The sequence below is a fragment of the Actinobaculum sp. 352 genome (assembly GCF_003957265.1).
Taxonomy (GTDB): Bacteria; Actinomycetota; Actinomycetes; order Actinomycetales; family Actinomycetaceae; genus Asp313.
Map to the genome: position 1 here is coordinate 445,054 of NZ_RQSN01000002.1, position 12,711 is coordinate 457,764.

A 12,711-nucleotide genomic window follows, 5' to 3' on the forward strand; every position below is an offset into this window, starting at 1 on the left:
TCCAGGCAGTCGCGGAATGGCGCTCTGCCTGACGGTCCTGGTGGTCGTCGTCGGACTGTTGATGGCCCGGTCCGCATGGCACGGCAGGGTCCGGCAGTGCGGTTGGTCGTCTTCGGACCGTTGATAGCCTGCGCCGCATGGCACGGCAGAGTTCGCCAGTGCGGCTGGTGGTCGTCGTCGGCCCAAAGATAGACTTTCCCTGTAAAGCACCGCCCAACAGAAGGGTTTCATGCACACACCTACCCCTCCCACCGCGGCAGGGCGGCCCATTGCCGCTGGCGAGCGATTAATCGCCGTTGAGATGCGCTCCGTTTCCAAGAGTTTCGGGGACCGCGTCGCCTTACGCGTGGACGACCTCCAATTGCAGTCCGGGGGCTCCACCGCGCTCATTGGGCCGAATGGCGCCGGAAAGTCCACCTTCGTCAAACTGGTCGCCGGTCTTCTTCGCCCAAGTGAGGCCGACGTCTTGAATGTCCTCGGCCGCGACCTCGCCGCTTCAACCCCACGTTCACTTGCAGAACGCCGGATCGGATTGGTGACCAACTCATCCCAGCTCTATGGCACATTGACCGTGCGTGAGAACATCACCTACATGATGCGGCTGGCCCGCGTGCCCAAGCGCGAACGAGCCGAAAACCTCGCTGCGGCGCTTGAAGCCTGCGCTCTGACGGAGCGCGCGGACGACCGCGTGATGACGCTATCAACCGGTCTAAAACAGCGAGCAAATATTGCTCGGGCACTCGCAGCTCGCCCAGAGCTCCTACTGCTAGACGAGCCCACGAGCGGCCTGGACCCAGCTGCGGCGCAAAAGGTATACGACACCCTGATTGACCTTCAGACAACCGGCATCACTTTCATCATTTGCACGCATCTTATGCAAGAAGCCGATGACCTGTGCGACCGCGTGCTTTTTCTCAATACCGGTCGCATCCTCGTGGATGGTCCACCCGACGAAGTTCGAAAAAGCGCCGGCGATATCGTCTACACCATCCCCGCCAACGACGACGCCAACCTCACGGCCAAGAGGGACCTTCTCCGAGCTGCCGGTATCGAGCGACTCGCGACGCGACGCGTCAACGGGAGGCCAACACTCCACGTGTACGGCTTAGCAGATTCAGCTGCTATTGATGCTTTGGGGATGCCGTTTGAGAAGCGTCCCGTCACACTATCCGACGCGTTCATCCTGCTGGCCGAGGAGGACGCGTGAACTGGCTGATTCATTTCCGGTACAGCCTGCGGCAGCTGTTCCGCCAGCCGGGTAGCGCAAGTCGGTTATTGCTCTTTGTGCCGTTGTCGCAAATTCTGCCGATCCTGTTGATGGGTAGCGCGTTCTTGAGTGCGGAGCAGGCGAACTGGTTCTTCTACACGAATCTGGCCTGGGGCTTTATCTCTTCTTGTGCGCTGCAAGCGTTGGTGTGGCTACAGATGGTTGTGAATTCTGCGCGGCTTGACATGCTTCTACTACTCGACGGCGGCGTGATCGCGTGGGCCTTCGGCTTTACTGCGGCATTGAACGCCATGTATATCACTTCCACCGCAATAAGCACGCTGCTGATCGGCGTCGCGCTGCACTATCCGCTCCAGGCTCTGCAGGTTCTGGTTGTCATGCTGGCGAGCGTTCCCGTCTCTATCGGCGTCATATGCTTGATTCTCGGGGCGGAACTGCGCTGGGGACGCGTGTTCCACATCGTAAACAGTGGACTGGACGCGGTTCTTATCCTTGCCGGGGTTATGTACCCGCTGACCACGCTCGGACCAATCCTTGGAAACGCAGCCCGGCTATTGCCCAATGCATGGCTTAATGAATTCCTCCGGGGCGGTAAGCCTGCAGAGCTGGTGATCGCACTGGCACTGGCGGGCCTCTTCGCCCTTGTTGGCGCCTGGTGGGCCCGGCGCTGTGTGGCAGCGTACCGGACGAACGGTGTGATCGGAGTTCGGGGATGACTGGCGCATTCTTCTTCCGGTATCGACGAGTTCTCGCGCAGAGCCGGACTGATGCGGCGGCGATGTTCATCCGGCCGCTTCTCAGCGGGATCCTGCTGGTGTCTTTTGCGATGTATCTTGGATCCGGCGGACACTCAACTGGCAGTGCGGCTGGCAGTGCGGCTGGCACGGTGAGCACATTGAGCACGGCTTCAACGCTGACCACATTCATGATTGTCTCCTCGATGATTGCGAACGTCATCTCGAACAGCATCATCGGAGCTGCGTACGAGGCGCGCCAAGATCTGAGTGAGGAACGTCTGGCTCTGATCCGCTTGGCTCCGGGAGGCATTCGCTTATATTCCTTACTGCAGGCGACGTCGCAATTTGCGGTGGCATGCTGCCAGAGCCTCGTGGTTGGCGCGGTGCTCTGGCCACTGGCAGGCGGTCGGTTAGCGGTCACACCCGCCGCTGCGGCGTGCGGGCTTGTGCTGTTTGCATTTGTGATCGCTGCCGCGACGCTCGGTGCCCGTTTCGCGGCCACACGCGGAACATATGTGGCGATTTCCTTCGCAATCGGTATCGTTCTGTCATTTTCCGGCGTGTTCTATCCAGTTGACGCCTTGCCTAGCTGGGCGCAGGTCATCTCCAAGTTCAGTCCGTTAACACCGGTTATCTCTGGGCTACGCGAAGGACTGGAGGGGATGGGAACCGCCGGGATAAGCGGGGCGGGACTAAGCGGCTTAACCGCTCTCATCTACCCGCTTGTGGTTGCGGGCGGGCTGTTTGTGACGGCCATGGCCCCGCGTTGGAAGCACCTATAGGCTTCGACGGATGTTCTTTCGAGTGTGACGTTGGAAGACGGGTGTGTGAGCCCTCCTGCCGGTCAAGCGGGCGCACTACCCCGTCAGGGCAGCATCAAAAGCGACAGCTTTCACCGTTCCAGGCAGATCAGGTGCCCTTCCGCATAAAGATGACGTACTAGCCAGACAGCGACTCTGGAAGCACTGGCGTTCAAAATCAGATCCCATGCCTCGAGAGGCAACACCGGAACTGATGGCTCTGACCTTCGATATCCACATTGACGCCCCAACAACCGGCATCCCGACCAATGACCCCTACCCTCGATACCCACACTGACGACCCAACACCAACACCCCACCGATGAATCTGTCTTTTGACGCCAGAACCGGCGACCGGGCGCCGTCGTTAACGAATACTTACACCGTGGAGGACTCGCCCTGAATTTGCCCATATATCGTTGAACCGATATTCTGAAATGCCCCGGCAACGAGATATTCAGACTCGACCAGTGCACGCGCATTGACCGGCCGGGCATTCTTGGAGTTCATGTGGACACGCGCACAGTTCTTGAGATTATCGGATGGATCGGGTCTGGCCTGGTCGTTATCTCGCTGGTTGTTGCCAACCAATACACCTTCCGCTGGATGAATTTCAGTGGTTCGTTTATCGCCACGACGTACAACGCCATCCTCGGCGTTTGGCCCGCGGTTGGGATGAATGCGGCGATCGTGCTGATCGACGTGTACTGGCTGCTTCGCTTGCGTCGGCAAGAGGCGGAGAAGCAGGCGGCGGTTGAGACAACGCAGGAAGTCGACGCCGGTCGCGTTGATGCACCCGGTATCGAGCCTGCAGTGCAGTGACCAACACAGAGTCCGATGCTGGCGTCGCAGGCTCACTACCAGCAACGCGTTGCCTCATGGGAAACTACAACTAGACCCCACCTCCATCCCGTGGTTCCCGCGCTTCCTTGACTAGGCGTTCCTTATCGGCTGCACGCGCGCGGATCAGGGCTGCGGCGTGAGGCGGGCCAATTCGCGCAGTGTCTATGCGCAAATCGACCCCGTGCCATTGGTCGTATTCGCGGGTCGTGATGGCGTGCCAGTCGGGCAGTTCGAGGCCGGGAATATCGCTGGTTCGATGTTCGGCGCGAGCTTGGTGGAGTTCGGGGTCGGCGCAGTACAACTCGACTTCGAGGAGCTCCGCACGGGTGGAGCGGGCAACTGCGCGCCACGCCTCCCGGGTGAGTTCGATCGGGTTGACGCATTCGGCGAGAACATTGTTGCCGCTTCGCAGTAGATCGCGTGCGACGGCGTACCCGACGGCATAACCCGCTCCCTCGACGCCGCGTTCTCCCATCTCACCGCTGTCGCGCAGAGCTTGCTCGATCGTGTCGATGCGTAGATAAGCGAAGCCGCCGTCGTGAATAAGCTCGTGCGCAACCGTTGTTTTCCCAGTGGCGGGAAGGCCACCGAGGATAATGAGCAGAGGTTGTGGCACTACCCCACTTTCGTCAGCGAATATGGAAAGCTCACGCACCGACAGGACCTCCGATACAAAAGTTGCCGGGGGACATCCCCCGGCACTTGGAGGTAGCACCTTGTCGGCACCACCAATATCTTTATATCAGGTCGCCGCGTTCCTGTAAGTAAAACAGCTCACATAGCAGGCACCTGGTCAAGTCGGCCGCAAGCTTGCCGTCACCACCGTGAACGAGAAAGAACTAGAACCGGCCAGGCGTCGCGAGCAGTGGCTCATCGGCCGCGTGTTCACTACCGGAATCGCCAAATCATGACCTGCGGCGGAAGCACTGTCCAAATCCCGTCCAAACGATGGGAGTGCGCGCGGAGCGATGGCAAGAATCCGCATGATTCCGCCATTCCTAAATTGGAAGTAATCCAGAGTGTGCGCGTTTGGACGGGATTTGGACAGATCGCCACTTCAGCCACGACATTTCTTCATTGGCACCATACAGCGCACCGGCAACGCCCGACACAACCACGTCATCCACACCGGCAACGCCCGACACAACCGCCTCATCCGCCTCGGCACCGCCCCACGCAACCAGCACCATCCACATCGCTACCGCCCACAACCAGAACCCGCTCCAACCATCCCTACCCGGCAAATCGCGCGCGGTACGCCGTCGGCGTGATCGAGTACTGGGTGACGGTTCTGCCGGAAGGTCACCGCACTAGCGAAGCCACAGGTGCGGGCTATTCTCTCCATGCTCCACGGCGTTGTTTCCAGCAGCCTGCGTGCCTCGTCCAACCTCTGCAGCAAGACCCAGCGCGCCGACGTTGTACCCGTAGCCTCAGCAAAGCGCCGTGAGAAATTCCGGACGCTCATATGAGCATGCGCGGCAAGATCGCGTACGCTCAGCAGCTGGTCCAGATTGGTCAAGGCCCACTCCACAGTCGCACCAACCCCTTCGGGCTTATACGCGGGCACGGGACGATCCACGTACTGCGCTTGGTCACCATCTCGATGCGGGGCTATGACTGCCCGCCGCGCAATGGAACTCGCGGCCTCTACACCGATCTTTTTCCGCACGATATGTAGGCATGCATCCAGAGCGGCGGCGGTACCGGCCGAAGTCAGCACGTCTCCATGATCCACATACAGCGCATTCGCCATAACCTGAACCTTCGGGTAGCGACTCGTCAAGCTCTCCGCATGTAGCCAATGCGTTGTAGCACTGCGCCCGTCCAACAACCCGGTTGCCGCCAGCGGAAAAGCACCCAGACACAGTCCCGCAATCGTTCCACCGCGCCGATGCGCGCTTAGAACAACATGCCGCAAGTCCTCCCCGGGCTCCGGCAAGTCTCCCGGCCACGAGGGAAGGACTACCAGGTCGGCTCGCGCAGCCCACTCCGGGCCCCGCACCTCGTCGAACACGCCACCCTCCGCCGCGCGTACCGGGGCGCCGTCAGCAGTCCATATTCTGCACGTCCAATCCTGTGCCAGGCCCAGGCGGGTCACCTCGCCAAAAACCAGTAGCGTGGATGCAAGGTGGAACAGCGACATTCCCTCAAACGCATGGACCGCAATACGCATGATCGGCCCCTCCCGACCCATATGGCCTAATTTCATCGTAGATGGGCATTTCTGCCTCTCACTGTACCGCTTCCCGCGTGCGGACAATTGAGGCGATGACATTAGGAACAACTGCTAGCGCCGATATGCTCTCTCGGAGCCAGCTCAGAACGATCCCTTCGATGACCAGGGGCGGCATTCGCTACCCAAGTCGCAACGGCCACACCAGATTCGACGCATCGGGATCGGATCGGTCGCGTCGAGGATCGATCAACAACCATCAAGCCAGATTTCTAGCATCTGCACGGCGGTCCTCACAGTCGCGCCCAATTTGCGAGTCAGGCCCTATTTGCTCCGCGAACAAGTCCCAATTCGCTCCGCAAGCAAGACCCTATTCGCTCCGCAAGCAAGACCCGATTCGCTACGCAAACAAGACCCAATTCGCTGCGCAAACAAGACCCAATTCGCTGGGCAAACAAGACCCGATTCGCTACGCAAACAAGACCCAATTCGCTGCGCAAGTCAGCCCCTATTCACTATGAAGGAGACACACATGACCACGCCCCGGCGAGCACTCGTCGTCGTCGACGTCCAGCGCGAATACTTCGACGGCCCACTCCAGATTCAATATCCACCGGTGGATGCTGCGCTCGACGCGATCATCGCAACAATCACAACCGCCCGGGAGTCCGGCCTCCCCGTTGCACTAATCCAACACGAGAACCCTGCTGGGTCCGCAGCATTCGCGGCAGGTTCGCGCGGGCAGCAGCTTCATCCGCGCGTGGCAGCGCTGGGCAAGTTCTCGGCGCCATCAGAGAGTCGAGACCTTCCCATTTTCACGAAGAACAGGGCGAGCATCTTCAGTTCACCCGAGTTCGTTGAATGGCTTGCGCACTGGAACGTGGACGCGGTGACGCTAGTCGGATTCATGACGAACCCGCCGACGGCACCAGGTGACGCTAGAAACCCGCGAAATCACGCCGTTTATGCTACCCTAGGCGTGTATAGGATAGGCCGTAGATAGTGTGATTGATTGTGTGATCATACTAGAGAGGGGGACGCATGGGGAGACGACAGAAGGGCACCGGGTCAGTAACCCGGCTGCCGAACGGGAAGTGGCGCGGCAGCTTCGAGGCGGGATATACGCCGTCAGGCGGACGACGGCGCATATCCGTAACCGCGCCCACGGAGGCCGCCGCGAAGCGTAAACTCCAGCAGAAACTCCGCGACTACAACCTCCAAGGCATCGCCGCCGTGAAACGCTCCTATACGGTCAAGGCGTGGCTGGATCAGTGGCTCGCCGCCGAGCGCGGCAGGCTACGCCCGGAGACGTACCGGACGCTCGCCTCGCGCCTACGGCATATCATCGGCGCGATAGGCCACCGTCAGCTCTCGGAGCTGACACCGGAGGACATGCGCGCCGTCGCCGCCTCCTGCGAGGATGCAGGACTAGCCGCCTCGACGACGCGGGGAGTCTACGGGATACTACAGCGCGCGCTGCGGGCCGCCGTCGTCGAGGGCCACCAGGTGCCGCAGCCGGTCCTGATGGTCCGCCCGCCAGCCGGGCAGCCATCAGACCGGGCAGCCATACCGCTACCGGATGCGCGGCGTCTCGCCGTCTACGCGTGGCAGCATGCCGGGGATGGACTGCATGTGCCGGATACGTCGCGGTGGGTCGCGGCGCTGCTCCAGGGCATGCGGCAGGGTGAGGCTCTCGGGCTGACGTGGGATCATATCGATTGGGAGGCTGGGCTGATCGTGATAGACCGGCAGCTACAGCGGATAGGGGATCCGTCGGCGATACCGGCTGGGATGGAGGCTGAGCATGTAGAGGGCAGGTACTATTTGACGCCGCCGAAAACGTCGCGGGGGCAGCGTGTTATCCCGATGATTGAGCCGATGCGGGCCGCGTTGGAGCGGTGGCAGGCGGTCGCTCCGCCGTCGCCGTATGGTTTGGTGTGGACGCGGCCCGACGGTGGGCCGCTGGCGGCTGGGGCCGACCGGCGCGCGTGGCATAGCATCCTAGGCGGGTTGGACATATCACGTGAGGATGGCGGGCATTATGTGGTGCATGAGGCGCGGCATACGACGGCGACGCTGCTACTCGACGCGGGGGTTGATCCCGTCGTGATTACGGCGATTATGGGGCATTCGACGATGGCGACGTCGCGGGGGTATATGACGGTTTCGCGGGATATGGCGGCGCGGGCGTTGGAGGGTGTGGCTGAGAGGCTAGAGCTAAGCTAGTGATATGGCCTAGTTCACTTATTGGCGCTTGACTTCCTTCCTTCCCCCTCTGTACACTAGAAGTACAAGGCGAGGGGGAAGAACCCAAGCCACAAGCAAAAGGAGAAGAAGCAATGAGTCATTACGCATGGGGCGAGCCGACAGCCCGCGAAAAGAATGCCGGAGTCCTGCTGGCCGCCGACGCCGAGGATGGCGCACGGCTACTCTTCGGCATTTACACTCTGGACGGCGAGATCATCCCTGATTTCGTCGTGCTCCCCACGGTTGGCAACCCGTTTAGCACGATGACCCGAGAATTGGCCGGAGATCGAAAAGTACATTCCGCGCGTTGAGTGGCCCGAAGAGATCTATACCGGGCGGAAGGGCCCGGCGGAGCGTCGGCCTGATCCAGCTATCGCGGATGCTGTAGCGCAGGCGCGGGCTGATCTTGCAGAGCTGTTGGCAGTGGGCGACGATGAGTGATATGCTTACAAGCGAGGCTCAAGTTTCTTGATCCTTTTGCTTGTAATGGCGGCGGGGTCCCGGTTTTGGGACCCCGCCGCTTTTGTGTCTCATCCCACTTTCTGAGGGTTGACTTCCCGCTCGCCCAAGCTGTACACTATAAGTACAGGGAGAGGGAAGGCCTCGAACCCACAAGCAAAAGGAGAACAAAATGAACTACACCGCAGCTGACGCGCTGGCCAACCGGATCGCCGGAATCCTGACCCACAGCCTCGCACGCCTCGACTACACCAACGCGGAGCACGTGGACGCGGTTATCGACACCATCCCCAGCTTGCGCAGCGCAACCCTGTTCACCGCTGACGAACTGGACCTGCTGGACACCGACGAGGTGCGCGAAAAGGCCATCGCGCTCGCTGCCGAGTGGGCCGCAAACCCCGAGGCCGAAGCGATTCACGATGAGGAGTTCGCCGCGTGGCGTGAGGCCCGCAAGACGCAGGTTGACCGCGACCGGGATAGCCTCCGTGAGCAGATCGCCGTAGAGCACGGCGCGTAAATTGGACGCGCGAATATCCCCGGCCCCACATGGGGCCGGGGATACAGGGAGAGAAACTATGGGACGCTACAACTGGGAAAAACCGACACCGGACGAACGCGCTGACGGCGCGCGACTCGCCACCTACGCGGAAGACGGCGCGCGAATCCTTTTCAAAGCAGGAGATCGTGGCAACGGCGACCTGTACGCCTCCTTCGTCCTCATTCTGACCGAGGGAAGGAGACTCACGACGTGGTTACAGGAAGATTGGCCAGAGATTGAGAAGTATATTCCCCGCTCGGAGTGGCCAAAACCAATGTTCGCCAATGTGACTGAGCTATACGGCGTGCTGCCGCCAGCAGAGCTGCATCCCGACCCTGAGATCGCGCGAGCGGTAGCCCGTGCTGAGACGGTGAGCGCTATCAGGAATGAGATTATCGCTCATATCGACGACTAGTAGGAGGACAGATGAAGCGGCTATCGGAGATCCCGGAGGCTGTGCAGGCTGGACGGGCCGCATACGAGTCGGACGCGGACGTGCTCGACGATCTAGTGGCCGATTGGCGGGCCTCGCAGTACGCGGAGCGTGAGGCGCGGGACCGGTTGCGTGGCGCGGTCCAGGCGGCAGCGGAAGCCGGTGTGGGCATGTCTGAGATGGCGCGACGGTTAGAGCTTAGCCGGACAATAATTTATGACTGGACGGGCCGGTATCCGAAGGACCCGAAGGCGCGGGAGAAGTGGCGAGCATCACGAAAAAACGCTTGACTTCCTTCCTATCCTGTCTGTACACTAGAAGTACAAGGCGAGGGGGAAGGAACCCAAGCCAACAAGCAAAAGGAGAACAGAAATGAACTACCACGCAACCGCCGCAGACGCGAAGGACGAACTCCAGATCATCCTCGACGAGCAGCCCGGCACCTACGATCTCGACGCCATCGCCGAGCAGGTCATCATCCACGACGGCGAAGGCCGCAACGCCTTCCGCCTCGCCACCGAGGACGAAGGATTCTGGGACGCGGTACTCGCCGGAGCGATTGACTGATACACTAGACCTACCACCGGAGCCGATAGGCTCCGAACTGGGAACCAATCAAAGATAGCCCCCGGAACCTCCTCAGAGGCTCCGGGGGCTATCCCACACATCACGCCAGCGGATGACTGGCACCGCACCCCGCACACACAGGCACGCCCACCAGCCGGACAGGCACCAGATCAGGGCCGAGCATCACCTCAGCCACCCACACCAGCCCGCCACACGCCAGACACTCACACGTCATCCTCGCCAGACTCCAGCTCCGACGCGGCCAGCGCCGAGGAGATCACCGCATCCAGGTCCACCCCGTCCTCGGTCGGCTCCACCGGCTCCTCAGGCGGCAACACGCCCTCCGGCACCTCTGCTGCCGGTGTCGCCGCGTCCGTGATCGCCCAGGCCGCCGGGTAGACAGCCGAGAAAATCACCTGCGACCCAGCGATGATCAGCGCGGCCACGGCCAGGATATCGCCGGGATCCTCCACCCCGGTTACGAGCACGGTCACGGTCGCCAGGATGAGCGCCACAGTGATTGCTACCCAGCGTTTGACCGCTGCGGACCAGTGGGCGCGCTGGAAAAGCGCGGTCAAAAAAGGCGCGACCACTGCGGCCACGCCTGTAAAGATTTCGGTTTGCTGAGACAACTCCATAGTATCATACCTCCACTTGTGCGCCGAAGGCGCGCGGATTAGCAACCGTGTTAGACTTGGAAGCCGCGAAATGCCGCCATTCCGCGACCTTCGCCCCCGTCCGCTTGAGCACGGCCAGCGTGTCATTATATGTTTGCGTATCCGGCATCTTCCGCCAGGTACCCGCCAAAATGTCAGCAATACAAATCGCACTGCCATACGTGAAAATAACGTGTGTAGCCTTCATCGCCTCGATAACCTCCTCTATGTCCGATAAGGTGGCCGCGCTCGCGACCCCCGTCGTCTGCGCCGCCGTCGTCGCCTGTCCGGTCTGCGCGCGACGGTAAATCTCCGGTATCTGGCGGATACGCACATCACGCGGGCAAACCTTCCCCCGCGCCCTAGACCACACGAGGCCGGTCTGATTACCCGACCACGTGAGGATATTCCCCGGATCGTACCCGCCGAAATTCCCCGTACATCCGAGCCGGTGCCACGCCAGGCCGCGAACGTCCGACACCGTCGCCAGCCGATTAGGCAGCCCGTCATGTACCCTGTACGCCCAGGCGTACAGGTCCGCCAGGGCCGCGATCTGTGCTTCAGTCCAGGCCACATCCTGCGCCCCGTCCCACGTCTCCACCGAGATGCTGCCAGCGTTGCCCTGATAGTCAGCCCACGCCTGAAACTGCGTATCCCGATACTGGTAGACCACGCCATCGCGGTTGACGTAAAAGTGCGAGATCAACCCGTTACCATCTGGCCTACCCTTATACAAGTCAACCGCGCTAGAGACCGCCGTATGCAACGTAAGCCGCGTCGGCGTATGTCGATACGCCACACCAGTTTGCCCCGTATACAGCTCCACAACCGCCCTAGGATAGATCGCCATATGTCCCCCTCCTCATCATCGTCTTCATCCGCCACGTCGCCACCACTAGTCGCGGCAGCTTCGCGCTCGCGGTTCCGCGCACCCGCTTGTGGTCTCGCAGGTGGCGGGGGCGGCAGTTTCGCCCAAATATGCCGCTCCAACGCTGCCACATACGCCTGCTCATCCAATAACGCGACCGCCAAGCCCGCCTTATCGTTACGCGCCTCGGCCAGCTCGTCGCGCAACCGCGTCATTTTTTCATCCGCCGCGTCCAGGTTTTGCCGGATCAACTGCACCCGGCCCTCCGCGTCTCGTACCTGCTCCTGTAGGCGCAAGATCGTCTCCGACAACGTCTTAGCGGTAACCTCTTGCCCTTGGATTTTGACGCGCTGCAACTCCACCTTCTCAGTCGCCGCCGCGCTCTCGCGGGCCGACCGGCGCGACGTAACCGCCGCAACAATCGCCCCCAACGTTGTTACAATGGCAACCCAGAATGTTACATCATCCCACGGCCCATGCATAACCTGAAACTCACCCTCCATCAGCCCATAGACACCGGGAAGGCGAGCACTGCCAACTTGTTCACGTCCGCCGCCTCCGAGAACTGGACGGTTGACACTTTCCCCGACGCGCCGCCGAAAGACACCGCCAGAATTATCTTCGGATCAACCCCGGCGGGCACACGCGCAATCGTGAACGTCGTCTGCGTCTCATACGTCGAATTGTCTTCCCAGCGTGCCGTAACCGGCTGGGAGTTGTCCACCACGAGCAGCCGCAGACCAGCCGTGCCCTGCACGGTCGCATCAGCCATACCGAATGCTATGATAGTCCGATCATAGGGCCGCGCCGGAAGCTTAGACGTAACTAGCGCCGACTGCGTTCCCGATTGCCGCTGATAACGGCCACCCCGGAACGAGTCAAACGCTGACTCGACCTCCGATACCGGGGACAGACGGAGCACGCCATCTGTCTGCTCACCCGTCGCCCGGTACAGGATTCCGCCCACGTCCACATACGCGGGCCGCGCCGTAGAAATCGGCGCGCCAGCCGCTAACGCAGATGCGACCAGCGCGCGGGCTGCCGCAATATCACCGACTAGCGGCGTGATCAGCCCCGCCGTATCCGCCGCTGTCTCCAGCGAGGAGAGGATCCCGTCTGCTGGGTCCGGCAGGGATACACCCCGCCAATGCGCGTGTGCCAT

At 61.2% G+C, this 12,711-nt stretch carries 18 protein-coding genes; 11 read left to right on the top strand and 7 right to left on the bottom strand.

The features are described from left to right. The first annotated feature begins 229 nt into the window (after positions 1-229). The 3 genes from EKN07_RS04010 to EKN07_RS04020 are packed head-to-tail and all read left to right on the top strand — an operon-like array spanning position 230 to position 2,747. Complete coding sequence (locus EKN07_RS04010) at positions 230-1,207, top strand: ABC transporter ATP-binding protein (RefSeq protein WP_126145671.1); 978 nt, start codon at positions 230-232, stop codon at positions 1,205-1,207. Next, positions 1,204-1,944 carry a hypothetical protein gene (locus tag EKN07_RS04015; protein WP_126145672.1) on the top strand — a complete coding sequence of 247 codons (741 nt, stop codon included), beginning with the start codon at positions 1,204-1,206 and terminating at the stop codon, positions 1,942-1,944. The genes EKN07_RS04010 and EKN07_RS04015 overlap by 4 nt, the downstream gene beginning before the upstream one ends. After that, entirely contained in the window at positions 1,941-2,747 is an 807-nt protein-coding gene (locus tag EKN07_RS04020; protein WP_126145673.1) for an ABC transporter permease, read from the top strand. The genes EKN07_RS04015 and EKN07_RS04020 overlap by 4 nt, the downstream gene beginning before the upstream one ends. 396 nt (positions 2,748-3,143) lie before the next feature. Here EKN07_RS04020 and EKN07_RS13095 read toward each other — a convergent pair whose 3' ends face one another. Then, positions 3,144-3,275, bottom strand: coding sequence for a hypothetical protein (locus EKN07_RS13095; protein WP_276308087.1), 132 nt, complete (start codon positions 3,273-3,275; stop codon positions 3,144-3,146). On the opposite strand from EKN07_RS13095, the gene EKN07_RS04025 reads away from it, so the two are divergent. Beyond that, positions 3,276-3,587, top strand: coding sequence for a YgjV family protein (locus tag EKN07_RS04025; protein WP_108714947.1), 312 nt, complete (start codon positions 3,276-3,278; stop codon positions 3,585-3,587). Between the two features lie 70 nt (positions 3,588-3,657). Here the strand turns inward: EKN07_RS04025 and EKN07_RS04030 are convergent, their stop codons facing one another. After that, positions 3,658-4,224, bottom strand: coding sequence for an AAA family ATPase (locus tag EKN07_RS04030; protein WP_206435668.1), 567 nt, complete (start codon positions 4,222-4,224; stop codon positions 3,658-3,660). A 582-nt stretch (positions 4,225-4,806) separates the two neighbouring features. Beyond that, a complete protein-coding gene (locus tag EKN07_RS04035; protein ID WP_241228124.1) occupies positions 4,807-5,781 on the bottom strand; it encodes a helix-turn-helix domain-containing protein in 975 nt (324 codons plus the stop codon). Between the two features lie 532 nt (positions 5,782-6,313). Between EKN07_RS04035 and EKN07_RS04040 the strand changes: the two genes are divergently transcribed. The 7 genes from EKN07_RS04040 (at position 6,314) to EKN07_RS04070 (ending at position 10,025) form a co-directional block, all read left to right on the top strand. Continuing rightward, a complete protein-coding gene (locus tag EKN07_RS04040; protein ID WP_164546590.1) occupies positions 6,314-6,784 on the top strand; it encodes an isochorismatase family protein in 471 nt (156 codons plus the stop codon). Positions 6,785-6,822: 38 nt separating this feature from the next. Next, positions 6,823-8,007, top strand: coding sequence for a site-specific integrase (locus EKN07_RS04045; protein ID WP_126145675.1), 1,185 nt, complete (start codon positions 6,823-6,825; stop codon positions 8,005-8,007). Positions 8,008-8,120: 113 nt separating this feature from the next. Next, positions 8,121-8,339 carry a hypothetical protein gene (locus EKN07_RS04050; protein WP_126145676.1) on the top strand — a complete coding sequence of 73 codons (219 nt, stop codon included), beginning with the start codon at positions 8,121-8,123 and terminating at the stop codon, positions 8,337-8,339. A 320-nt stretch (positions 8,340-8,659) separates the two neighbouring features. Continuing rightward, positions 8,660-9,004 (top strand): hypothetical protein, encoded by a 345-nt coding sequence (locus tag EKN07_RS04055; protein WP_126145677.1) that lies wholly within the window; start codon positions 8,660-8,662, stop codon positions 9,002-9,004. A gap of 58 nt (positions 9,005-9,062) precedes the next feature. Further along, positions 9,063-9,440 (top strand): hypothetical protein, encoded by a 378-nt coding sequence (locus EKN07_RS04060; RefSeq protein ID WP_126145678.1) that lies wholly within the window; start codon positions 9,063-9,065, stop codon positions 9,438-9,440. A gap of 11 nt (positions 9,441-9,451) precedes the next feature. Beyond that, complete coding sequence (locus EKN07_RS04065; RefSeq protein ID WP_126145679.1) at positions 9,452-9,748, top strand: hypothetical protein; 297 nt, start codon at positions 9,452-9,454, stop codon at positions 9,746-9,748. 82 nt (positions 9,749-9,830) lie between these two features. Beyond that, the gene (locus EKN07_RS04070; RefSeq protein WP_126145680.1) at positions 9,831-10,025 is read left to right on the top strand and encodes a hypothetical protein; all 195 of its coding nucleotides are present in this window, start codon (positions 9,831-9,833) and stop codon (positions 10,023-10,025) included. Positions 10,026-10,249: 224 nt separating this feature from the next. Here the strand turns inward: EKN07_RS04070 and EKN07_RS04075 are convergent, their stop codons facing one another. The 4 genes from EKN07_RS04075 to EKN07_RS04085 are packed head-to-tail and all read right to left on the bottom strand — an operon-like array spanning position 10,250 to position 12,711. Next, a complete protein-coding gene (locus tag EKN07_RS04075; protein ID WP_126145681.1) occupies positions 10,250-10,657 on the bottom strand; it encodes a hypothetical protein in 408 nt (135 codons plus the stop codon). Between the two features lie 10 nt (positions 10,658-10,667). Beyond that, positions 10,668-11,480: a peptidoglycan recognition family protein gene (locus EKN07_RS04080; protein ID WP_241228131.1), complete on the bottom strand. Its 813-nt coding sequence runs from the start codon at positions 11,478-11,480 to the stop codon at positions 10,668-10,670. Further along, complete coding sequence (locus EKN07_RS12475) at positions 11,384-12,052, bottom strand: hypothetical protein (protein ID WP_164546592.1); 669 nt, start codon at positions 12,050-12,052, stop codon at positions 11,384-11,386. Before EKN07_RS12475 ends, EKN07_RS04080 begins: the two co-directional genes overlap by 97 nt. Further along, positions 12,052-12,711 (bottom strand): hypothetical protein, encoded by a 660-nt coding sequence (locus EKN07_RS04085; protein ID WP_126145683.1) that lies wholly within the window; start codon positions 12,709-12,711, stop codon positions 12,052-12,054. Before EKN07_RS04085 ends, EKN07_RS12475 begins: the two co-directional genes overlap by 1 nt.

Coding starts and splice junctions, on each gene's coding strand:
- EKN07_RS04040 (WP_164546590.1), top strand. CDS start 6,314: ATGACCACGCCCCGGCGAGCACTCGTCGTCGTCGACGTCCAGCGCGAA.
- EKN07_RS04055 (WP_126145677.1), top strand. CDS start 8,660: ATGAACTACACCGCAGCTGACGCGCTGGCCAACCGGATCGCCGGAATC.
- EKN07_RS12475 (WP_164546592.1), bottom strand. CDS start 12,052: ATGGAGGGTGAGTTTCAGGTTATGCATGGGCCGTGGGATGATGTAACA.
- EKN07_RS04045 (WP_126145675.1), top strand. CDS start 6,823: ATGGGGAGACGACAGAAGGGCACCGGGTCAGTAACCCGGCTGCCGAAC.
- EKN07_RS04035 (WP_241228124.1), bottom strand. CDS start 5,781: ATGCGTATTGCGGTCCATGCGTTTGAGGGAATGTCGCTGTTCCACCTT.
- EKN07_RS04060 (WP_126145678.1), top strand. CDS start 9,063: ATGGGACGCTACAACTGGGAAAAACCGACACCGGACGAACGCGCTGAC.
- EKN07_RS04085 (WP_126145683.1), bottom strand. CDS start 12,711: ATGGCACACGCGCATTGGCGGGGTGTATCCCTGCCGGACCCAGCAGAC.
- EKN07_RS04020 (WP_126145673.1), top strand. CDS start 1,941: ATGACTGGCGCATTCTTCTTCCGGTATCGACGAGTTCTCGCGCAGAGC.
- EKN07_RS04010 (WP_126145671.1), top strand. CDS start 230: ATGCACACACCTACCCCTCCCACCGCGGCAGGGCGGCCCATTGCCGCT.
- EKN07_RS04070 (WP_126145680.1), top strand. CDS start 9,831: ATGAACTACCACGCAACCGCCGCAGACGCGAAGGACGAACTCCAGATC.
- EKN07_RS13095 (WP_276308087.1), bottom strand. CDS start 3,275: ATGAACTCCAAGAATGCCCGGCCGGTCAATGCGCGTGCACTGGTCGAG.
- EKN07_RS04050 (WP_126145676.1), top strand. CDS start 8,121: ATGAGTCATTACGCATGGGGCGAGCCGACAGCCCGCGAAAAGAATGCC.
- EKN07_RS04065 (WP_126145679.1), top strand. CDS start 9,452: ATGAAGCGGCTATCGGAGATCCCGGAGGCTGTGCAGGCTGGACGGGCC.